At 66.1% G+C, this 21,851-nt stretch carries 22 protein-coding genes; 14 read left to right on the top strand and 8 right to left on the bottom strand.

The features are described 5' to 3' along the window. Window positions 1-169: 169 nt before the first annotated feature. Window positions 170-1,099, bottom strand: a complete 930-nt coding sequence (locus ACQR0W_RS32715; protein ID WP_315736697.1) for a LysR family transcriptional regulator — start codon at window positions 1,097-1,099, stop codon at window positions 170-172. Window positions 1,100-1,203: 104 nt separating this feature from the next. Here ACQR0W_RS32715 and ACQR0W_RS32720 point away from each other — a divergent pair, with 104 nt between their 5' ends. The 9 genes from ACQR0W_RS32720 (at window position 1,204) to ACQR0W_RS32760 (ending at window position 9,669) form a co-directional block, all read left to right on the top strand. Then, window positions 1,204-1,524 carry a Dabb family protein gene (locus tag ACQR0W_RS32720; RefSeq protein ID WP_315754956.1) on the top strand — a complete coding sequence of 107 codons (321 nt, stop codon included), beginning with the start codon at window positions 1,204-1,206 and terminating at the stop codon, window positions 1,522-1,524. Window positions 1,525-1,608: 84 nt separating this feature from the next. After that, the gene (locus ACQR0W_RS32725; RefSeq protein WP_316187475.1) at window positions 1,609-2,508 is read left to right on the top strand and encodes an NAD(P)-dependent oxidoreductase; all 900 of its coding nucleotides are present in this window, start codon (window positions 1,609-1,611) and stop codon (window positions 2,506-2,508) included. 13 nt (window positions 2,509-2,521) lie between these two features. Next, window positions 2,522-3,406 (top strand): intradiol ring-cleavage dioxygenase, encoded by an 885-nt coding sequence (locus ACQR0W_RS32730; protein ID WP_315754952.1) that lies wholly within the window; start codon window positions 2,522-2,524, stop codon window positions 3,404-3,406. 64 nt (window positions 3,407-3,470) lie between these two features. Continuing rightward, window positions 3,471-4,865 (top strand): FAD-linked oxidase C-terminal domain-containing protein, encoded by a 1,395-nt coding sequence (locus ACQR0W_RS32735; protein WP_316187473.1) that lies wholly within the window; start codon window positions 3,471-3,473, stop codon window positions 4,863-4,865. Then, window positions 4,862-6,385, top strand: a complete 1,524-nt coding sequence (locus tag ACQR0W_RS32740) for a sugar ABC transporter ATP-binding protein (RefSeq protein ID WP_316187472.1) — start codon at window positions 4,862-4,864, stop codon at window positions 6,383-6,385. Before ACQR0W_RS32735 ends, ACQR0W_RS32740 begins: the two co-directional genes overlap by 4 nt. Then, complete coding sequence (locus ACQR0W_RS32745) at window positions 6,378-7,328, top strand: ABC transporter permease (protein WP_316187470.1); 951 nt, start codon at window positions 6,378-6,380, stop codon at window positions 7,326-7,328. The genes ACQR0W_RS32740 and ACQR0W_RS32745 overlap by 8 nt, the downstream gene beginning before the upstream one ends. Then, window positions 7,325-8,302: an ABC transporter permease gene (locus ACQR0W_RS32750; RefSeq protein ID WP_316169848.1), complete on the top strand. Its 978-nt coding sequence runs from the start codon at window positions 7,325-7,327 to the stop codon at window positions 8,300-8,302. The genes ACQR0W_RS32745 and ACQR0W_RS32750 overlap by 4 nt, the downstream gene beginning before the upstream one ends. A 38-nt stretch (window positions 8,303-8,340) precedes the next feature. Further along, window positions 8,341-9,315: a sugar ABC transporter substrate-binding protein gene (locus ACQR0W_RS32755; protein ID WP_315752360.1), complete on the top strand. Its 975-nt coding sequence runs from the start codon at window positions 8,341-8,343 to the stop codon at window positions 9,313-9,315. A 66-nt stretch (window positions 9,316-9,381) separates the two neighbouring features. Then, window positions 9,382-9,669 (top strand): YciI family protein, encoded by a 288-nt coding sequence (locus tag ACQR0W_RS32760; RefSeq protein WP_315752359.1) that lies wholly within the window; start codon window positions 9,382-9,384, stop codon window positions 9,667-9,669. A gap of 156 nt (window positions 9,670-9,825) precedes the next feature. Here ACQR0W_RS32760 and ACQR0W_RS32765 read toward each other — a convergent pair whose 3' ends face one another. The 7 genes from ACQR0W_RS32765 to ACQR0W_RS32795 form a co-directional block, all read right to left on the bottom strand. Beyond that, window positions 9,826-10,719, bottom strand: coding sequence for an NAD(P)-dependent oxidoreductase (locus tag ACQR0W_RS32765; protein ID WP_316174297.1), 894 nt, complete (start codon window positions 10,717-10,719; stop codon window positions 9,826-9,828). Further along, complete coding sequence (locus ACQR0W_RS32770) at window positions 10,716-11,120, bottom strand: carboxymuconolactone decarboxylase family protein (protein WP_315713518.1); 405 nt, start codon at window positions 11,118-11,120, stop codon at window positions 10,716-10,718. Before ACQR0W_RS32770 ends, ACQR0W_RS32765 begins: the two co-directional genes overlap by 4 nt. Before the next feature lie 210 nt (window positions 11,121-11,330). Further along, a complete protein-coding gene (locus ACQR0W_RS32775) occupies window positions 11,331-12,791 on the bottom strand; it encodes an aldehyde dehydrogenase family protein (RefSeq protein WP_316169850.1) in 1,461 nt (486 codons plus the stop codon). A gap of 360 nt (window positions 12,792-13,151) precedes the next feature. Further along, a complete protein-coding gene (locus ACQR0W_RS32780; RefSeq protein ID WP_315825319.1) occupies window positions 13,152-14,129 on the bottom strand; it encodes a HEAT repeat domain-containing protein in 978 nt (325 codons plus the stop codon). A gap of 2 nt (window positions 14,130-14,131) precedes the next feature. Next, window positions 14,132-14,365 (bottom strand): 4Fe-4S dicluster domain-containing protein, encoded by a 234-nt coding sequence (locus ACQR0W_RS32785; RefSeq protein WP_006609939.1) that lies wholly within the window; start codon window positions 14,363-14,365, stop codon window positions 14,132-14,134. 21 nt (window positions 14,366-14,386) lie between these two features. Further along, complete coding sequence (locus ACQR0W_RS32790) at window positions 14,387-16,129, bottom strand: fumarate reductase/succinate dehydrogenase flavoprotein subunit (RefSeq protein WP_315713521.1); 1,743 nt, start codon at window positions 16,127-16,129, stop codon at window positions 14,387-14,389. Window positions 16,130-16,240: 111 nt separating this feature from the next. Continuing rightward, a complete protein-coding gene (locus tag ACQR0W_RS32795) occupies window positions 16,241-17,014 on the bottom strand; it encodes a ferredoxin--NADP reductase (RefSeq protein WP_315825320.1) in 774 nt (257 codons plus the stop codon). Between the two features lie 254 nt (window positions 17,015-17,268). Here ACQR0W_RS32795 and ACQR0W_RS32800 point away from each other — a divergent pair, with 254 nt between their 5' ends. From ACQR0W_RS32800 to ACQR0W_RS32820, 5 genes are all read left to right on the top strand, one after another. Further along, window positions 17,269-17,559: a gamma-butyrobetaine hydroxylase-like domain-containing protein gene (locus ACQR0W_RS32800; RefSeq protein ID WP_315713523.1), complete on the top strand. Its 291-nt coding sequence runs from the start codon at window positions 17,269-17,271 to the stop codon at window positions 17,557-17,559. Window positions 17,560-17,633: 74 nt separating this feature from the next. After that, window positions 17,634-18,419, top strand: coding sequence for a Crp/Fnr family transcriptional regulator (locus ACQR0W_RS32805; RefSeq protein WP_315752353.1), 786 nt, complete (start codon window positions 17,634-17,636; stop codon window positions 18,417-18,419). 163 nt (window positions 18,420-18,582) lie between these two features. Continuing rightward, the gene (locus tag ACQR0W_RS32810; protein WP_316169851.1) at window positions 18,583-19,998 is read left to right on the top strand and encodes an ABC transporter substrate-binding protein; all 1,416 of its coding nucleotides are present in this window, start codon (window positions 18,583-18,585) and stop codon (window positions 19,996-19,998) included. After that, window positions 19,995-20,882 carry an ABC transporter permease gene (locus tag ACQR0W_RS32815; protein WP_315825322.1) on the top strand — a complete coding sequence of 296 codons (888 nt, stop codon included), beginning with the start codon at window positions 19,995-19,997 and terminating at the stop codon, window positions 20,880-20,882. Before ACQR0W_RS32810 ends, ACQR0W_RS32815 begins: the two co-directional genes overlap by 4 nt. After that, entirely contained in the window at window positions 20,879-21,751 is an 873-nt protein-coding gene (locus tag ACQR0W_RS32820) for an ABC transporter ATP-binding protein (RefSeq protein WP_315769575.1), read from the top strand. The genes ACQR0W_RS32815 and ACQR0W_RS32820 overlap by 4 nt, the downstream gene beginning before the upstream one ends. The last annotated feature ends 100 nt before the right edge of the window (window positions 21,752-21,851 follow it).

Raw genomic sequence — 21,851 nt, forward strand, 5'->3', positions numbered from 1 at the left:
TCTGGCACAGCCGTCACGTCCATCGCAGCCCACCTCCACGTTCGTGACGACGCGTACGTCCCTCTGCTCGAGGCGGGTTGCACGCAAGAGACCATGATTTCCGAAAAATAGCAATGTAATTATTTTTCTCAGAACATGATCCACCCTCCCCCCGCACGCGGGCATCGGCTCAATCCGGCTTGGGCGGCTCGATCCAGATCCCCGGGTCGGAATGGGTCCGGATGTGATCGACGAGGAAATCGGCGAACACCCTGATCTTGGCCGGCAGCCTGACGCGGTTCTGGTAGGCGATGTTCATCGTCAAGAGCGGCAGCTCCCAGTCGAGCAGGACCGGCACCAGCCGGCCGGCCAGAATGTCGCTCTGCACGATGTAGAGCGGCTGGATCAGGATGCCGAGCCCGGCAAGCGCGGCGCCCTTGATCACCTGGCCGTCATTGCTGTCGAGCGTCGGCGCGATCCGAATGCTCTGGGCTGTCGTGCCGTTGCGCAGGGACAGGGAATACGGATCATTGGCAAGATTGTAGATCAGCATGTCGTGGCGCACCAGATCGCCGGGAACGACGGGACAGCCACGGCTCGCGAGATAGGACGGCGCGGCCGCCAGCACGCGCCGCATCTGCCCGATGCGGCGAACGACGATGCCCGAGTCCGGCTCATGCTCGCGGGTGCGGATCGCCACGTCGATGCCCGCCTCGATGAAATCCGGGTAGCGGTTGGCGGCGATGATCTGCAGGCTCAGCTTTGGATACATCGCGCGAAACGCCGGCAGCATCGGCGCGAGATAGATCGTCGCGAACGACAGCGAGCTGGTGACGCGCAGCATGCCCTGCGGCGACAGCGCGCGGTCGCTGACGGCGTCCTCGGCCTCGGCCAGCTCGTTGAGCAGCGGGCCGCAGCGCTGCAGCAGCTCCTGCCCGGCTTCGGTCAGCCAGAGCCGGCGCGTGTTGCGCTCGATCAGGCGCACCGCGAGCCGTTCCTCCAGCGCGCTGAGATGCCGGCTCGCCGCGGCGTTGGACATCCGTAAGGACTCGGCGGCCTTGGACAGGCTGCCCAGCTCGGCCGTCTTGGAAAACACCTCGAGTTGGAGCAGACGGTCCATTGTTACGCTAAACGGAAAACAGAGTTACAATTTTTGTCCTTTATTTCCATTTCCTGCAAGGCAAAATCGTCAGACAAGAACAAGCACAGGTGAGGGACGCACGAATGACGGGGCCGATCAGGCACATCGTGATGTGGCGGCTGCGCGCCGAGACGGCTGCCGAGCGCGCCGCGGCCCGGCTCAAGGTCAAGACCCTGTTCGAGAGTTTGAAAGGCCGGATCGACGGCCTGACCCACATCGAGGTCGGTCTCGATGTCAGCGACGTCGACTATGCCTGCGACGTCGTCCTGTTCTCCGAATTCGCCAGCAGCGCCGCATTGAAGGCCTATGCGTCGCATCCGGAGCACCTGCGCGTCCGCGAGGAGCTCGGCGACCTCAGGATCGGCCGCTTCCAGGTCGACTATCCCGTGGCGACCGGCACGTGACCGGCCCCCTCACGTCGACGAACCTGCGAGGCAGTATCGCGTCGCCACAGGCGCAGCAAATGAAGCAATCGGCGGACCTCACCCATGTCACTTCCTGACAAGCGCCTCGCCTTCATCGGCATCGGCAAGATCGGCCTGCCGATCGCGGCGCGGCTCGCCAAGGCCGGCCATGACGTCACGGCGTTCGATCCCAACGCCGCCCGGCTCGACGAGGCACGTGTGCTCGGCATGGCCGCCGCGTCGTCCGCTGCCGAGGCGGTGCGCGACCATGCCGTGGTCATCTCGTCGCTGCCCGACGACGCCGCACTGCGCGCGGCGATGCTCGGCAGCAACGGACTGATCGCAGCCATGGCGACCGGCGCGATCCTGATCGAGACCAGCACCGTGGGCGTCGATGCGTCGAGCGAGGTCGATGCCGCCACGGCCGCCCGCGACGTCGCTTATCTGCGCACGCCGATCTCCGGCAATGCCAGCATCGCCCACACCGGCGAGCTGACCTGCTTCGTATCCGGACCGAAAGCGGCCTTCGCGCGGATCACGCCGCTGCTGGCAAGCTTCACACGCGCGCAGACCTATCTGGGTGCGGCGGAAGAGGCGCGCTACGCCAAGCTCGCCGTCAACCTGATGATCGCTGCGACGGCGGCGATGATGGCCGAAAGCCTCGCCCTCGCACGCAAGGGCGGCATCGCCTGGCCCGACATTCTGAAGGTGCTGCATGACAGCGCAGTCGCCTCGCCGATGGTGAAGTACAAGACCGCGCCGCTGTTGGCGCGCGACTTTGCCGCGACGTTCTCCTGCGCGCAGATGGCCAAGGATCTCGATCTGATTCTCGGCGCCGGCCATGCCGTCGGCGTGCCGCTGCAGCTCGCGGCGCAGGTCCGTGAGACCTATGGCGCGCTGATCGCGTCAGGCGATGCCGACACCGACTTCCTCGCCACCGTCCGGCATGTCGAGCGGCTGTCCGGGCTCGGCGAGCCTCTCTGAAAGGAGCCGCGTCTTGCGCAACTTCAACGAGACCACGATCACAGATGCCGTGCTCGAACGCCTGGCGGGCGCGCGTGATGCGCGGATCAAACAGGTCAGCGAGGCGCTGGTGCGGCATCTCCATGCCTTCGTGCGCGAGGTCCGTCCGACCCAGCAGGAATGGGAATACGGCATCGACTTCCTGACCCGCACCGGCCAGATGTGTGACGACAAGCGCCAAGAGTTCATCCTGCTGTCGGATACGCTCGGCGTTTCGATGCTGGTCGACGCCATCAATCATCCGGTGCCGGAAGGCGCCACCGAGACCACGGTGCTCGGCCCCTTCTTCGTCCAGGCGGCGCCGGAACGCGCCAATGGCGACGATATCGCGGGCCCGATGAAAGGCGATCCGCTGCTGGTGACCGGCTCGGTGTCGAGCGCGGACGGCGCGCCGCTGGCAGGCGCCGTGGTCGACGTCTGGCACTCCGACGACGACGGCTATTACGACGTGCAGCGGCTCGAGCAGATCGGCGATCTCGCCATGCGCGCGCGCTTCCACACCGACGCCGACGGCCGCTTCCATTTCTGGTCGATCAAGCCCGCCGCCTATCCGATCCCCAACGACGGGCCGGTCGGCGACATGCTCACGGCGCAGGGGCGGCATCCGTGGCGGCCGGCGCATGTGCATTTCATGATCTCGGCGCCGGGCTTCGAGCGGCTGGTGACGCATGTGTTCGTCGCCGGTGACCAGTATCTCGATTCCGACGTCGTGTTCGGCGTCAAGGACAGCCTGATCCGCGACTTCACGCGCTGCCCGCCGGGCCGTGCGCCAGATGGCCGCATGGTGACGGACGGATATTTTCATCTCAATTATGATTTCGGCCTGAAACGGCTTGCGGAGCGCGCCAATCAGGTTTGAGCTGAGCGGACGACAAGGACCGTCAAGAGTCCTGTCATCGTCGAGGAAGCGGACGGGAGGAATGATGGAGTTGCGGGTCGGCACCGGCGCATTGGCCGAGCGGCTTTCGAACCTGATCGGGCCGCGTGCGAGTCTCGCGCGCGGCGTGCTGGATCAGCACGGCCGGAGCGAGTCGTACTATCCGGCGATGCCGCCCGACATCGTCGTGTTTCCCGAGACCACGCAGGAGGTTGCCGACATCGCCAGGCTGTGCGCCGAGGCTGCCACGCCGATCGTGCCGTTCGGCGCCGGCACGTCGCTCGAAGGCAACGCTGCGGCTGTCGCGGGTGGGGTCTGTTTCGACTTCGCCCGCATGAACAAGGTGCTGGCCGTGCATGACGCCGACATGGACGTCGTGGTGCAGCCCGGCATCACCCGCAAGCAGCTCAATGCCGAGCTGCGCGGCAGCGGCCTGTTCTTTCCGATCGATCCCGGGGCCGATGCCTCGATCGGCGGCATGAGTTCGACCCGCGCCTCCGGGACCATGGCGGTGCGCTACGGCACCATGAAGGACAACGTCCTCGCGTTGGAGGTGGTGCTGGCCGACGGCCGGGTGATCCGCACCGCCAAGCGTGCGCGCAAATCCGCCGCCGGCTACGACCTGACACGGCTGTTCGTCGGATCGGAGGGGACACTCGGCGTGATCACCGAGATCACGCTGAAGCTGCATCCCCTGCCCCAGGCGATCTCGGCCGCAACCTGCAGCTTCCCGACTTTGCACGACGCGGTCGACACAGCGATCGCGCTGATCCAGTCGGCCGTCCCCGCAGCCCGCATCGAGCTCGTCGATGACGTCATGATGCGCGGCATCAATGCCTATTCGAAGCTCGGCTATCAGGAGAGGCCGACCCTGTTCCTGGAATTCCACGGCTCCGAGGCCGCCGTCGCCGAGCAGGCGCAGACGGCGGAGGCGATCGCGATCGAGCATGGCGGCCGCGGCTTCGCCTGGGCCAAGGCGGCCGAGGACCGCAGCCGGCTCTGGCACGCCCGCGACAATACGCTGTACGCCGGCCTCGGCCTGCGGCCGGGCGCCCGCGCCGTCATCACCGACGTCTGCGTGCCGATCTCGCGCCTCGCCGAATGCCTGACCGAAACGCGCCGGGACGCCGACGCCAACGGCTTCCTCGCACCGATCGTCGGCCATGTCGGCGACGGCAATTTCCACATGCTGATCATGATCGATCCGACTGATGCGCACGAGCTGGCCGGCGCCAAGGCGCTGCAGTCGCGCATGGTGGCGCGCGCGATCGCGATGGACGGCACCTGCACCGGCGAGCACGGCATCGGCCTCGGCAAGGTCGACTATCTCCGGGACGAGCTCGGCGAAGCCGTCGCGGTGATGCGCGCCATCAAGGCCGCGCTCGATCCGGATGGCCTGATGAATCCGGGCAAGATCTTCGCCGCCGGAGCGCAGGCATGAGCGCCGCAGCCGCCATCGCATCTCCATCGCCTGCGCCGCTGCTGGAGCTGCGCGGCATCAGCAAGACGTTCCCCGGCGTCAAGGCGCTGGACGACGTCTCGTTTGCGATCTACCCGGGCGAAGTCCACATGCTGCTCGGCGAGAACGGCGCCGGCAAATCCAGCCTGATGAAGATCCTGTGCGGCGCCTATAGCGCCGATGCGGGTGAGGTCTATTACAAGGGTAAGAGGGTTGCGATCGCCTCGACGGCCGATGCGCAAGACCTCGGCATCGCCGTGATCTTCCAGGAATTCTCGCTGGTGCCGTTCCTCGACATCGCGCAGAACATCTATCTCGGCCGCGAGCCGAAAGGCCGCCTGCCCGGCACCATCGACCGCCGCAGGATCCTGGCCGATGCGAAGCGCGTGCTCGACAGCATCGGCTTCGACATCGATCCTTCTGTCATCGTCGACACGCTCGGCGTCGCGCAGCAGCAGATGGTCGAGATTGCGAAGGCGATCAGCCAGAATGCGCGGATCCTGGTGATGGACGAGCCGACGGCGGCGCTGTCCGACCGCGAGGCGGAGCTGCTGTTCGCGCTGATCCGACGGCTGAAGGCGGACGGCGTCGCGATCGTCTACATCTCGCACCGCATGGCCGAGGTGTTCGCGCTCGGCGACCGCATCACTGTGCTGCGCGACGGCCGCCGCATCGGCGATGTCAGCCCCGCCGACGTCACGCCCGACCAACTCGTGCGCATGATGGTCGGCCGCAATGTCGACATGACCTATCCGCGCCACTTCGCGGAAGCACCCGGCGAGCTGCTGCTCGAGGTCAAGGGACTGAGCGCCACGACCGGGATCGCCGACATCAACATCGAGGTGCGGCGGGGTGAGATCGTCGGCCTGTGCGGCCTCGTCGGCTCCGGCCGCACCGAGGTGGCGCGCGCGATCTTCGGCGCCGATCCGGTCAGCGAAGGCGAGATCATCTTCGACGGCAAGCCGATCGCGGGCGAGCCCGACGTCGCGGCCCGCCGCGGCATCGCGCTGATCCCCGAGAGCCGCAAGAGCGAGGGCCTGGCGCTGCTGCGCTCGGTCGGCGACAACCTCGTGGTCTCGGCGCTGAAGAAGCTGTTTCCCAGCGGGCTCTACGATCCCCGCGGCGCACAGCGCGCGGCGGACGGGCTGATCCGGCAATTGCGCATCGCAACACCGAATGCGCGGCAGACGGTCGGCCTGCTCTCCGGCGGCAACCAGCAGAAGGTCGTGATCGGCAAGTGGCTGGCGGCAGGCGCCAGGCTGTTCATCTTCGACGAGCCGACGCGCGGCATCGACGTCGGCGCCAAGTCCGAGATCTTCGCGCTGATCGACCGGCTGGTCGCCGATGGCGCGGCCGCGCTGATGATCTCGTCCGAGCAGATCGAGATCTGCCACGTCTGCGACCGCGCCTATGTCATGCGCGAAGGCCGCATCGCCGGGCACCTGGCGCGCAGCGAGCTGACCGAGGAGAATATCGTGCGACTGGGGATGCATGATGAGTGACGCCACCATCGTCGCGCCGCTCCGAACGCTGCAGCGCATCCCGGGCGTGGCGATCGTGCTGGTGCTGTTGATCGCGCTGTTCGGCGCGATCGCGCCGGGCTTCCTGTCGGCCGCGAACCTGTCCAACGTGCTGGTGCAGTCGACGATCCTGACCATGCTCGCGCTGCCGATGACCCTGATCATCATGACCGAAGGGCTCGACCTCTCGATGGGCGCGGTGCTGACGCTGACCTCGCTCTGCGTCGCCATCGTCTCGCTCGCGACCAAGTCCGTGCTGCTCGGCCTGGGCGCCGCCGTCCTGGTCGGCGCGGCGTTCGGCACCATCAATGGTTGGCTGGTCGCGATCGTCGGGATTCCGCCGTTCGTGGCGACGCTCGCCACGCTCGGCATGGCGCAGGGCCTGTCGCTGATCGTGAGCGACGGCCAGAGCGTGGTCGGAATTCCCCACGGCGTGCGCGACATCTATTCGGCGACGCTGCTCGGCATTCCCGTGCCGATCGTGATGGGGCTTTTGACCTACGCTGCGTTTCACGGCCTGCTCTATCACACCAGGTTCGGCACCTACATCTTCGCGCTCGGCGGCAATCGCGAAGCGCTGCGCTATGCCGGCCTGTCGCCGACACGACTCCTGATCGCGGTCTACGCGATCGGCGGCACGATGGCTGGCATCGCCGGTCTGCTGATGACCGCGCGGATGAATTCGGGACATCCGACCGCAGGGCTCGGGATGGAGTTCGACGCCATCGCGGCGGTCGCGGTCGGCGGCACCTCGTTCGAGCGCGGCAATGGCTGGCTGCTCGGCACCGTGCTCGGAGTCGTCGCCGTCGGCGTGCTGCGCAACGGACTCAATTTGGTATCGCTGCCGTCCTCGGTGCAGGTCGCGAGCGTCGGCGCGCTGGTCATCATCGCGATGTTCCTCGACGGCCTGCGGAGCCGGTCATGACCGACATCGCCAAGGACACGCTGCCGCCGCCGCGCTCGCTCCTGTCGCAGAACGCCGCGCAGGTGTTCTATCGGATGCTCGCCGCGCTGCTGATCTGCGCGGCGCTGACCGTGCTGAGCGACTCCTTCCTCAGCCTCGGCAACATCCTCAACGTGCTCAGGCAGGCGAGCCTGACCTTCTTCATCGCCTCCGGCCTCACCCTGGTGGTGCTGACCGCCGGCCTCGATCTGTCGGTCGGCGCCAACGTTGCCTTGTCGGCGTGTCTCGCCGGCACCGTGATCCATCAGACCGGCTCGCCCGCACTCGGGATCCTGACCGGGCTGCTCGCCGGCGGCAGCGTCGGCTTCCTCAATGGCTTCATGGTCACGGCGCTGCGCATCCCCTCCTTCATCGCCACCTACGGCATGCTCTGGGTGCTGAACGGCGTCACCTACTGGTACATGGCGGGCGAGACGATCCACGGCTTTCCCGCGGGCTTCCGCCAGATCGGCAGCGGCTATCTGCTCGGGCTGCCGATCCCGGTCTATCTGCTGCTGGTGTTTCTCGCGATCGGATCGTTCTTCGCGCAACGCACGATCTGGGGCCAGGAGATCTACGCCATCGGCGCCAATCCGGTCGCGGCCCGGTTGTCCGGCATTCCGGTCGCGCGCCGGCTGCTGCTCGTCTACACCGTCTCCGGCACCATGGCCGGGCTCGCCTCCATCATCTTCCTGTCGCGGCTCAACTCCGCCGAAGCCGACATCGGCGAGAGCCTGACCTTGCCGGCCATTGCCGCGGTGCTGATCGGCGGCACCTCGCTGTTCGGCGGCGTCGGCACGGTGTTCGGCACCTTCATCGGCGCCCTGATCCTGACGCTGGTGCTGAACGGCATGAACCTGCTCGCGATCAGCGCCAACTGGCAGCCGCTCGTCACCGGAATCATCGTGATCGTCGCCGTCTGGCTCGACATGAAGACCCGGCGCCGGGCGCAATGAACCTGGAAGACAACCAAAAAACGAGGGAAGGAAACGATATGCAACAACGGATCACGCGCTGTCTCGCTCTGTCACTTCTGATCGCCGCAGGCGCGACGCAGGCCCGCGCCGACGGCGAGACCATCGCCGTCTTCACCAAGAACCAGACCAATCCGTTCTTCCAGACGGTGCGCGTCGGCGCCGACAACATGGCGAAGGTCCTCAACGCCAAGATCCTGCACTACATCCCGACCAAGCCGGACTCGATCCCCGAGCAGCTCAGCCAGATCGAGGACGTCGTGGTGAAGAAGCCGAGCGCGATCGTGTTCACGCCGGTCGACTACAAGGCGATGGTGCCCGGGGTCGAGAAGATCAACGACGCCAAGATCCCCGTCGTCAACATCACCGACCGCTCCGCCGGCGGCAAGTTCGTCGCCTTCGTCGGCGCCGACGACTACAGCCTGGGCCTTGAGACCGGACGTTTCCTGCTCAAGACGCTCGGCGGCAAGGGCAACATCGTCATCATCGAAGGCGTCAAGGGCTCGCTGACCAATGTCGACCGCGTCCGCGGCTTCAACGACGCGCTCAAGGAGAACCCCGGCGCCAAGCTGCTGGCGTCGCAGCCCGGCAACTATCAGCGCCTGCAGGCCCTGCAGGTGATGGAGAACCTGATGCAGTCCAATGCGCAGATCGACGGCGTGCTCGCCGCCAACGACGCCATGGCGGTCGGCGCGATCGAGGCGCTGGACGGCGCCGGCCGCAAGGCGCAGGTGATCGGCATCAACGGCACCAAGGAGGCGATCGACGCCATCAAGTCCGGCAAGCTGCTCGCCAGCGGCGACTACAACGGCTTCGCCCAAGGCTGCCTCGGCACCATGATGGCCGTCCGCGCATTGCGCGGCCAGCCCGTCATCAACGAGATCGTGCTGAAGCCGACCGTCATCACCAAGGACAACTATCAGCCGTTCGACGTGACGCTGGAGCAGCGCACCTGCCCGAGCTTCGAGGATGCAGGCAAGCTCAGCGCGAAATAGGATCAGCCATCAGTCGGGAAGCAGGACGGCACGCAGCCGTCCTGCTTCACTTTGCGGAGAGAATTCATGCTGTTTGCGATTCACGCGCTCGACAAGCGGGACGCGCTGCCGGTCCGGCTTGCCAACTACGACGCGCACAAGGCCTATCTCGGCGACAGCGCCCGCCTGCCCGTCACCATCGTGATGTCCGGCCCGCTCGTCTCCGACGATGGTTCGACGATGATCGGAAGCCTGTTCCTGGTCGAGGCTCCCGGCCGCGCCGAGGTCGAAGCGTTCAACCGCGCCGACCCGTTTGCCGCGGCCGGGATCTGGGAGAAGGTGACGATCACCGGGTTCCTGCGGCGCCAGGGTTAATCCGACTGCGTCACGCGGATCTCAGCAGTTGCAGTTTCCGCCGTCACCCGGAATCTGGAAATTGTCAGGTGTGGACGCAAAACAATCGCGAGATCCCGGGTTCAAGGCCCGCGGCCTTGCCCCGGAATGACGGTGGTTGCGACGCAGTAGTACCAGTCACCCCTTCAGCTCGACGCCGGCCAGCGCCTCGCTCAGCTTCGCCAGCGCGGTGTGATCCTGCCCGGGTCCGAGCATCCCCTGCGCGCTGGCGCTGAGCTCGCGGCAGAGGTTGGAGAACGGCGCGGCGACGCCGGCGGCACGCGCGACCTCGAGCGCGATCGACAGGTCCTTCACCATCAGGTCGAGCCCGAAGCCGCTGTTGAATTGGCGCGACAACACGAACTGCTTGAACTTCTTCTGCGTCGAGTTGTTCATGCCGGTCGAGGCGTTGAGCACGTCGGTCATCAGGCCTGGGTCGATGCCGAACTGCTGGCCGATCAGCAGCGCCTCGACGCCGATCAGGAAGCCACCGGCCGAGACGAGGTTGTTGAGCGCCTTCATCGCCTGGCCCGAGCCGAGGCCGCCGATGCGGTGGATCGTGGTGCCCATGGCGCGCAACAGCGGCTCGACGCGGTCGAGCGCGCCCGGCTCGCCGCCGGCCATGATCGCGAGCTCGCCGGTCACGGCGCGCGGCACGCCGCCACTGACCGGCGCATCGAGCATGGTGACGCCGAGCGGGGCGAGATCGGCGGCGATCGCCTGCGTCGCCGCCGGCGCGCCGGAGCTCATGTCGATGACGATGTGATCGCGCGTCAGGCCGGCGCGCAGCGCGCCGACGGCGTCCGCGACATGTTTGCTGGTCGGCAGCATCGTGATGATGACATCCGCCTGCCCCGCCGCGGCCGCGAGGTCGCCGGCCTCGACACCGCCAACCTTGGCGACGAACTCAGCAGCCCGCCCGGGCACGGCGTCATTGACGGCGACCGCAAAGCCGGCGCCGAGCAGGCGCGCGGCCATCGGCCAGCCCATGTTGCCGATGCCGACGAACAGGACCATTTGCGGCGCGCTCATGCGCCGTCCTTCTTGGCGATGGCACCTTCCGCGACCAGCACCTCATGCGCGGCCTTGAACGCCTCGAGGCCCGCGGGAATGCCGCAATAGACGGTCGCGTGCAGCAGGATCTCCTTGATCTCGTCGACCGTGACGCCGTTGGTGAGCGCGCCCTTGACGTGCAGCTTCAGCTCGCTCGGCTTGCTGAGCGCGGTCAGCATCGCGAGATTGATGATGCTGCGGGTGCGGCGATCCAGTCCTGGCCGGGTCCAGGCATAGCCCCAGCACATTTCGGTGGTGATGTGCTGGAAGGCCATCATGAAGTCGTCGGCCTTGGCGAGGCTGCCATCGACATAGGCCGCGCCGAGCACCTCGCGGCGCACCTTCAGGCCCTTCTCGAACAGTTCTTTTTCGTCGCTCATCCACTCGTCTCCTTCTGCAAACCCTGATGTCATCTCGTTGTTTGCGCATGATCTCCGCGCAAACGCCTTCGGCGTTTGTCGCGAGGGAAAACCGGCTTCCACTTTTCCGGACCCTGCTCTGGCGCCTCGCCGCGCGGACTGACAACGACAACGCCGGGCGGCATTGTCAGTGACGTCCGCACGGCGGAATTGATCGGAGATGCGAATCCGCTAGCCGTGCTTGACGATCAGGGTCTTCATCGCGGCAAGCTCGTACAGCGCCTCGAAACCCTTCTCGCGGCCGTGTCCCGATTTCTTCATGCCGCCGAACGGCAGCTCGATGCCGCCGCCGGCGCCGTAGCCATTGACGAACATCTGGCCGACTTTGACCTTGCGCGCGACGCGCATCGCTCGCGAGCCGTCGCCCGACCAGACGCCGGCGACCAGGCCGAAATCGGTGGCGTTGGCGAGCCTGACGGCGTCGGCCTCGTCGTCGAACGGCATCGCCGCCAGCACCGGACCGAACACCTCCTCGCGCGCCAGCTCGGAGTCGCGCGCGACGTGCTGATACAGCGCCGGCGCCACATAGAAGCCCTCGCTCGGCACGCCCTCGGCGATCCTGCCGGACGCCACGCGCCTGGCGCCGCCACTTTCGGCGCGCGCCAGCATGTTTTCGATCCGCGTCTTCTGCACCGCGCTGATGACCGGACCAAGATCGAGATCCATCTCCGGCGTGCCGGCCGTGATCTTCTCGAAGCGGAGCGTGAGGTCGGCCAGGAAGCGGTCCCAGATCGAGCGCTCCACCAGCACGCGCGAGCCGGCCGAGCAGGTCTGGCCGGCGTTCTGCACGATCGCCGCGGCCACCGAGGTCAGCGCGGCATCGAGATCGGCGTCGGCGAACACGATCTGCGGCGACTTGCCGCCGAGTTCGAGCGTGCAGCCGATGTGGTTCCTCGCGGCCGCCGTCTGCACGAGCGTGCCGACCTCCGGGCTGCCGGTGAAGGAGATGAAATCGATGCCGTCATGCGCCGACAGCGCCGCACCCGCCTCCTCGCCAAGACCCGGCACGACATTGATCGCACCGGCCGGGAAGCCGGCTTCCGCCGCGAGCTCGGCAAGACGCAGCGGCACCAGACAGGCCTCCTCGGCCGGCTTGATCACGGTCGCGTTGCCCATCGCCAGCGCCGGCGCGACGGTGCGACCGAACATCTGGCCCGGATAGTTCCAGGGAATGATGTGGCCGGTGACGCCGAGCGGCTCGTACACCGTGGTGACGAAGAAGCCGTCGAGGAACGGGATGGTGTCGCCATGCACCTTGTCGGCGGCGCCGCCGTAATATTCGAAATAGCGCGCGACGGCGACGACGTCCGCCTTGGCCTGCTTCATCGGCTTGCCGGTATCGGCCGCTTCGAGCTTCGCGAGCTCCTCGGCATTGTCCTCGACGAGGCGGCCGAGCTTCGACAACAGGCGCCCGCGGTCCACCGCGGCGAGCCGGCCCCACGGGCCTTCCAGCGCGCGGCGCGCCGCCGCCACGGCAAGATCGATGTCGGCCGCGTCACCGGCGGCAATCGAGGCGATCACCTGTCCGGTCGCCGGCGCCAGCATCGCAATGGTGCGGCCCGACTGCGCGGGCTGCCACTTGTTCTCGATGAAGACGCCCTTGGCGGCAGGCAGTTTGATATTGGCGTTCATGGCAGCTCTCCGACTTCCTTTGCAGCTCGTCCGCGGGTCATATCAGACCTCGGCACGGCGCATCCCCTCGCGGCCGCGCGACAGCCGGTCGGCAATGGAGGCGTGTCACCAGGGCCGGACTGACCGGCCCCTCTCTCCGTTTGCGCTGCAGCGGTCATGATGCCCGATGGATGCGTCCGACGTTTCTGTCAGACAATCCGGGAGCCGTCCAGAACGGGACGTGGGGCGCACGAGAACGTGCGGCGCGCGGCCCTGCGGGGCTCGCGCGCGATCGGCCGCGACATGATCGTCGCAAGGCTCGTCATCTGGCTGACCGCCCGGTCCGCCATGCGGTCGGGAACGCTCGTGGCCGGCGCGCGATTACGCGCCGGTTCTCGCCTTGCTCGCCGCGATCTGGTGCAGCGCCCATCTCGCATTCTTGCGCACGTCGGGATCGAGATCGTCGGCGACCAGCGCGAGGTACGGCTCGCCGTCGGGCGCAGCGATCTCGCCGAGCGCAGCCGCCGCCTCCTTGCGCAGATTGGCCTGCTCGTGGGTGATGCATTGGCCGATCGGCCGCACCGCATGCGGCACCTTCATGCGTCCGAGGCTGCGGATCGCCTTCAGGCGCACCTGCCAGAACTCATCCGCCAGGCAGGCGATCAACGGATCGGCGGCGACTGCACCATTGACGTTGAGCCCGAGCGTCTCGGCCGCCATCTCCCGCACCATCCAGTCGGAATCCTTGAGCGCGCGTGTGATGGTCTCCGCGGCGATCTTCATGTGCGAGAAGGCGAGCGCGCTGACCGCCGCGCGCCGGACATGCGCATCGGGATCACTGATCAGCGCCGTCAGCGCCGGAATCGACTCCTCGAGCTTGAGGAAGCCGATGACGCCGATCGCCTGCACGCGGACCGCGGCATCCGGATCCTGCAGCGCCTCCAGCGCCGGCTTGAGCGTGTCCTTGCGCCGCAGCTCCTTCAGCGCGCGCAACGCGCCCATCCGGACGAAGGCGTGGGCATGCTTCACCAGCGGCAGGATGGCGTCGGCCGAAGCGGGATCCTTGAACTCGGCGAGACTGTCGGCGGCTGCCGATGCAACGATCCGCTCGGGATCGACGAGCAATTGGACCAGCGCCTCCGCCGCCTCCGGCCCGTCGAACTCGCCGAGCGCCATGGCGACCTGCTGGCGCACGCCGGCGTCGGGATCGGCGACCATCTTCGCCAGATGCGCGACCGCGGCGGGATCGCCGGAATGTCCCAACGCGATGATCGCGACCCGCCGCTCCGCCGGATCGGCGGCGCCGAGCCGCTCGTCGGCGTCGTCGAGATCGTCGTAGGATTCGAACGGGCTCGACATGATCACCTCAACAGATAGGGAATGTTGACGGTGACGGCGCCGGTCGGGCAATCCGCCTCGCAGGGCATGCAGTACCAGCATTCATCATAGGCCATGAAGGCCTTGCCGGTCATGTCGCTGATCCGGAGCACATCGAGCGGGCAGACGTCGACGCAGACCGTGCAGCCCTTGTCGGCGATGCATTTGGCGTCGTCAACGACGACCGGGACCGACGTCTGATAGGTCGCAAGAGGCATGTCTCGTTCTCCTTCTGATCGTCAGGCGCTGGCGCGGATGCGCTGCTTGTCGTAGAGGTCCTTCTCATCGTCCGCGATCGGCACGACATAGGGCTGCACCGCCCGCTTCTCGCTGGTCATGCGGCCGTCCAGCTTGCTCAGCAGCGTGTGACAGAACCAGTTCTCGTTGTCCTTCTCCGGAAAATCGGTGCGCCAGTGATAGAGCCCCCAACGGCTCTCCTCGCGGAACAGCGAGGCATGGGCGGCCATGTCCGCGCAATCCATGATCGACTGTACCTCCAGTGCGCGCAGCAGTTCATGCGCGTTGCGTGCGATCATGCGCTCCTGCATGTCCTCGCGGACCTCGGCGAGCCGGCGCATCCCGAGCTCGTACTTCCGCGTCACCTTCGGCGGCTGCAGATAGTCGTTGACCAGGCGCCGCGTCTTGTACTCGATCTGGTTCGGCGGAATGCCATCCTCGCGCTTGGTCGGCGCAAGCACGCGCTCGCGCTCCAGCGCGATCTCGGCGGCATCGATGTCGCCGAAATCATGATTGTCGGCGAACTCCATCGCGTCGAGCCCGGCGAACGAACCGTTGGTGAATGCGCCCAACATATAGTTGTGCGGAACGCTGGCCATGTCGCCGGCCGCATAGAGCCCGGGGACGGTCGTGCGGGCATTGTCGTCGACGAACACGCCCGACGCGCTGTGGCCGGAGCAGAAGCCGATCTCCGAGATGTGCATCTCGATCGATTCCTTGCGGTAGTCGACGCCGCGGCCCTCCTGAAACAGCCCCCGCGTGGGCCGCTCGACCTTGTGCAGGGTGTGCTCGATCTCCTCGATGGTCTTGTCGTGCAGGTGCTTGAGCTGCAGGAACACCGGCCCCTTGCCGGACAGCAGCTCGTTGTAGAATTCCAGCATCATCTGGCCCGACCAATAGTCGCATTCGATGAAGCGGCGATCCTCGTTGTTGGCGGTATAGGCGCCGAAGGGACCGGCGACATAGGCGCAGGCCGGACCGTTGTAGTCCTTGATCAGCGGATTGATCTGGAAGCATTCGAGATTGGCGAGCGCCGCGCCCGCGTGATAGGCCATCGCATAGCCATCGCCGGAATTGGCCGCATTCTCATAGGTGCCGAACATGTAGCCCGAGGTCGGCAGGCCGAGCCGTCCCGCCGCGCCCATGCACAGGATGACGGCCTTGGCCTTGATCACCAGCATTTCGGCGGTGCGGGTGTTGACGCTGACGGCGCCGGCGATGCGGCCATCGCTCGACTTCAAGAGCCGCGTCGCCATGTAGCGGTTGGAGATCAGGATGCGTGCGCGGCGCAGTTGCCGGTACAGCGCCTTCTTGACGGTCTCGCCGTTCGGCATCGGCAGCACGTAGGTGCCGATGTGGTGCACCTTCTTGACGGCATAGTCGCCGTTCTCGTTCTTGAGGAAGCGGATGCCGAAGCTGTCGAGCTCCTCGATGATCCCGTAGCAGCTCTGGGCGTATTTGTAGACCGCCTTCTGATCGACGATGCCGTCATTGGCGATCGTGATCTCCTTGGTGTATTGCTCCGGCGTTGCATAGCCGGGGATGACGGCGTTGTTCAGGCCGTCCATGCCCATCGAGATCGCGCCGGAGCGCTTGACGTTCGCCTTCTCCAGCAGAACGACGTTCGCCTTGGGATTCTTCAACTTGGCCTTCAGGGCAGCCATCGGACCGGCGGTGCCGCCGCCGATCACCAGCACGTCGCAGGACACCTCCGAGAGGCCGTCGACGATCTCATCCATTGCCATTCTAAGCTCCTGCTTGGCCGGGGTCACACCGGTCCGGATCAGACTTGTTCAGCGGGGCACCCGGCGATAGCAATTAGTTGTCGCCTGAGCGCATTTCTTCGCGCCGGCCAGTCAGCGCTCGACGAACGCCTTCTCGACCACGAAATGGCCGGGCGTGCTGTGGTTGCCTTCGACGAAGCCGCGCCCCTCCAGCATGACCTGGAGCTCGGCCAACATCGCCGGGCTGCCGCAGAGCATGATGCGGTCGGTCTCGACATCGAGGTCGGGCCCGCCGATGTCGGCGAACATCTGCCCCGATGCGATCAGGTCGGTGATGCGGCCCCGGTTGCGGAACGGCTCGCGGGTCACCGTGGGATAATGAAGCAGCCGGTTCCGGACCAGCGGTCCAAAGAATTCGTGGCCGCGCAGGCCATCGACGAGCTGCTCGCCATAGGCGAGCTCCGAGACCTGGCGGCAGCCATGGGCCAGCACGATGGTCTCGTAGGTCTCGTAGATGTCGGGATCCTTGACCAGGCTGGCGAACGGCGCCAGCCCGGTGCCGGTCGACAGCAGCAGCAGACGCCTGCCCGGAATCAGGTTGCCCGCGATCAGCGTTCCCGTCGCCTTGCGCCCCACCAGGATGCGATCGCCCTCTTTGATCTTCTGCAGCCGGGAGGTCAGCGGCCCGTCCGCCACCTTGATGCTGAAGAATTCCAGCTCCTCCTCGTGATTGGCGCTCGCCATGCTGTAGGCGCGCATCAGCGGCCGGCCGTCGACCTCGAGCCCGATCATCGCGAACTGGCCGTTCTGGAAGCGGAAGCCGGGATCCCGCGTGGCGGTGAAGCTGAACAGCGAATCGGTCCAGTGCCGGACCGACAACACCGTCTCGGTCTGAAAAGCGCTCATCGTCGTCTCCTGAGGCGCGGGGCGCGCCGTGTGGCGGTTGCTGACGACGATGTCGCGGAAACGGCGCGGTTCGGCAATTTCGAACGCGCCGCGGCGGTGGATTAGTTGCAAAGATTGTTCCGCGGGAAGGCGAGCGCGCGGCAACGAAGCACCTCGCGCTCCACATTCCGTCGAACGAGGCAATTAGTTGCTGGGGGCCCCGGTCCGTCTCCCCTAGCGTGACGACGCCGGCTTCGGCACAACCAGGAGGCGCCATGATTCCAGCCGATACCCTCAACAGCGAAGTCAGTCCCGACCTGGCGTCGTTACGGCTGCGGAATGCCGGCGGCGCTCCCGCGGAGCTGTCCGCCGAACGGCTGCGGCTGTCCTGCATGTGCGCGCATTGCAGGCGGGCCCGCCTCGACGGCCGCTTCCCGGCGCAGTTTCCCGGGATCGGCATCGTCGGGGTCGGAGATCTCGGTTACGGCTTGAACATCGCGTTTTCCGACGGCCACAATCGCGGCATCTATCCGAAATCATACCTTTGGGAACTCGTTGCCGCCTGAGGTGTGTCGCGTGGTGACGGATGGCACGAACATTGCTCCGCTTCTGATCAGTATGATCAATGCGGAGGCAAGACATGTTGCTGCAGGCAGCCAAATCAGCTGCGGACGCCGTGCCCTCTCCCATGACGTCAGCGCGCGCGGTGACCAGTTCGTCGCTCCTGCTCACCGAAAGCCAGCAATCCATCGGCGGCCCGCCGTCGCTGATCGAAAGGCTCAGCCTGCGCGAGCGTGAGCAGGTGCTCAAGCAGGGCCGCCGCAAGGTGCTGAACCGCGGCCAGACGCTGTTCAGCCAGGGCGCCAGGCACGACGGCATCTTCCTGGTCGAGAGCGGCCGCATCCGCGTGTTCTATACGTCGCCGCAGGGGCGCGAGATCACGCTGGCCTATTGGCATGTCGGCAATTTCGTCGGCGGTCCCGAGGTGTTCGACACCGGCGTGCATCAATGGTCCGGCATCGCCGCCAGCAACGCCAGCGTGATCCAGCTTCCCGGCAAGGAGCTGCGAACGCTGGTGGCGGAGATCCCCAATCTCGCGATCGGACTGATCGAGGGGTTGAGCTTCAAGGGAAAATGCTACTCCGCCCTGGCGCAGATGCTGGGGACGCGTTCGATCACCGAGCGGCTCGCTCATCTGCTGCTGCATCTCGTCGATCTCTATGGCGTGGACGATCCCGACGGCAAGGTCATTGCCGCGGCCTTCACCCATGCCGACATCGCCCACATGGTCGGGGCGACGCGGCAGTGGGTGACGATCAGCCTCAAGCGGATGCAGGAAAAGAATATCGTCCGCACCAGGCGTTCGCAGATCGTGGTCTGCCGGCCCGACGTCCTGGACGAGATGCGCGGCCAGGCCGCGGATTAGCCGGCCTGCTCATGCAAGCGGCTGTCATGAGCGAAATTGCCCAAGGAGTACGCAACCGGATTTTGACGGCAACTAATCCACCCGCTGCCGAACTCCGGATTTGCGCTCGTGGACGCGGCCTTCATCATGGCGCCATCAGCCATCCAACCGAACGGGGATGAGAATGGTCCGCTGCCGTCACGCGCTCTTGCTATCCGTCACCTGTCTGTCCCTGATCGCGGCGCAGCCCGTCGCAGCAGAGACAGTCACGATCGGCATAGGCACCCAGGACACCACGACCAACACGGTGACGGCCGGCACCATCGTGCGGCAGCTTCACCTGCTGGAGAAGTATCTGCCCAAGGACGGCAAATACGCCAACATCAAGTTCGAGATCGAATGGCAGAACTTCACCTCCGGTCCGCCCGTCACCAACGGGATGATGGCGAACAAGCTGCAGTTCGGCATGATGGGCGACTACCCGCTGATCGTGAACGGCTTCACCTTCGAGAACAATCCCGAGAGCAAGAGCCGGCTGATCGCCGTCGCCGCCTACAGCCTCGCCGGCTCCGGCAACGGCATCGTCGTTCACAAGGACTCGCCCTACTACGAACTCTCCGACCTCAAGGGCAAGCTGGTCAGCGTGCCGTTCGGCTCGGCCGCACACGGCATGGTGCTGAAGGCGCTTCAGGACGGCGGCTATCCGGCGGATTTCTTCCAGCTGGTGAGCCAGACGCCGGAGGTCGGCTCGACCAACCTGCAGGAAAAGAAGATCGACGCGCACGCCGATTTCGTGCCGTTCGCGGAACTGCTGCCGTTCCGCGGCTTTGCGCGCAAGATCTTCGACGGCGTCCAGACCAACCTGCCGACATTCCATGGCGTCGTCGTCCGCACCGACTTCGCGGAAAAATATCCCGAGGTCGTCATCGCCTATGTCAAGGCGGTGATCGCCGCCAACCAGTGGCTGCGCCAGGATCCGAAAGCGGCGGCCGAAAAGATCCAGGAATGGACCGGGATCAACAAGGAGGTCGTCTACATCTTCCTCGGCCCCGGCGGCAACATGACCACGGATCCGACGATCAAGCCGGCGCTGGTGGATGCCGCCGCAACCGACGTCAAGGTGTTGCAGAGCCTCGGCCGCATGAAAGAGTTCGATCCGAAGACATGGGTCGACGACAGCTACATCCGCAAGGCCTATGCCGAGCTGAAGCTGGACTACGACAAGGATCTCGCAAGCACCGCGAACTACGAAATCTCCGGCGAGGACAAGTTCTGCAACAGGCCGATCACCGAGCCGCGCAAGGCCGGCGAGGTCTGGGTCGACGGCGAGGGCATCATAGCCTTCAGCAGCGCGACCTGCACGCTCGGCGCCTATGCCGACTACAAGGCCAAGGGCAAGAAGATCAACGTCGCCTACGTCTTCGACACCGGGCGCGGCATCAAGCTGTTCGCCGACCAGGCGTTCTTCGCCGCGGCCAATGGCGAGATCGCGCCGTTCCTGCTGAAGAAGGATGCCGAGGCCTATGCCGCCAAGATCGGCGGCAAGGTGATGGGACTTGATGACGCCGTGAAGCTGGCGGTCGCGGGAGGCAAGACTTGAGCAGCCCCGCTTTGATGACGTCCCCCGACCAGGCCGCGGTGACCGCCGCGCCTGGCACCGCGATCCCGCCGAGCCGTCCGGACGTCTCCGCCCGCGCGGCACGCTGGTTCCGGCTGAACCAGGACAGGCTGCAGTCGGTGCTGATCGGCACCGCGTCGCTGATCCTGTTCCTGATCGGCTGGCACCTGCTGACGACCTACCGCGTCGTCTTCTTCGTGAAGTTCACCAACGTGCCGGCGCCGCTGGCCGTCTATGCGAGCTTCACCAAGGCGATCCACGATCCGAAATTCCTGATGCACATCCTGCTCAGTTGCCGCCGGATCTTCATCGGGTTCTCGCTGGCCGCACTGGTCGGCGTGCCGCTAGGCCTGATCATGGGCCGCTTCAGGCTGGTGCACGAGATCGTGTTTCCGGTCGCCGAGGTGCTGCGTCCGATCCCGGCGATCGCCTGGGTCCCGATGGCGATCATGCTGTGGCCGACCAACGAGCAGAGCATCGTCTTCATCACCTTTCTCGGCTCGTTCTTTCCGATCCTGGTCAACACGCTGCACGGCATGACACTGGTCGACCCCGTGCTGGTGCGGGCCGCCAAGTGCCTCGGCGCGCGGGAGACCGCGATCTTCCGCGAGGTCTATTTCCCGGCGTCGCTGCCGCACATCTTTACCGGCCTCACCGTCGGCATGGGCGTCGCATGGGTGTCGCTGATCGCGGCCGAGATGATCTCGGGGCAGTTCGGCATCGGCTACTTCACCTGGGAAGCCTATTCGCTGGTCCAGTATGCCGACATCGCGCTCGGGATGATCGCGATCGGCGTGCTCGGGCTCGGCTCGAGCCTCGTGATCCGCGCAGCCGGACAGTTGGTGATGCCCTGGAGGTCGCGATGAGCCAAGCCGCAGCGGATACGAGACAGGGCCATATCGAGGTCTGCAACTTCGCCCTGAGCTACGAGACCATCGACGGCGCCGTCGAGGCCGTCACCGACACCCAGATCCACGTCGAGCCCGGTGAGTTCGTCTCGATCGTCGGACCGTCGGGTTGCGGCAAGTCGACACTGCTCAACGCCGTCGCGGGTTTCCTCAAGCCCACCAGCGGCGTCGTCACGGTCGACGGCCATGCCGTGACGGGTCCGAGCGCCGAGCGCGGCATGGTGTTCCAGCAATATTCGCTGTTTCCCTGGAAGACGGTGCGCGAGAACGTCGAGTTCGGGCTGAAGATGCGCGGCATGCCGAAGTTCGAGCGCGCACGCGCGGCGCGCACTCTGCTCGGGCTCGCCGGCCTCGAGGCGTTCGAGAACCATTATCCCGAGCGCCTCTCCGGCGGCATGAAGCAGCGCGTCGGCATCGTGCGCGCGCTCGCCACCGGTCCCAAGGTGCTGCTGCTCGACGAGCCGTTCGGCGCGCTCGACGCGCAGACCCGCATCATCATGCAGCAGATCCTCACCAACATGTGGCAGCGGCTGAAGATCTCGGTGCTGTTCGTCACCCACGACATCGACGAGGCGATCTTCCTGTCCGACCGCGTCTACTGCATGACCGCGCGCCCGGGCTCGATCAAGGCCGAAATCCAGATCCCGCTCGAGCGCCCGCGCCAGCAAGCGATGATGATGTCGTCGGAATTCCTGGCGCTGCGGCGCGGGCTGATGTCGCTGATCCGCGAGGAAAGCCTGAAGGCGATGGGCGGCGAGATCACCGATCTCGGCATGCAGGGACTCAGCATCGAGCTGCAGGGCCAGTCGATCGCCGAAATCCTCTGAGGCGCTCGACCCGCGACGTCCGCTCCAGCTACGCCCGAAAGCGCCCGATGGTCGCACCCGGGCGGCGCATCAGTGCTGGCGTCCCTGCCGGTCCTGACGC

Origin of the sequence: Bradyrhizobium sp. HKCCYLRH1034, assembly GCF_051168375.1 — a bacterium.
In the GTDB taxonomy this organism is placed as follows: Bacteria; Pseudomonadota; Alphaproteobacteria; order Rhizobiales; family Xanthobacteraceae; genus Bradyrhizobium.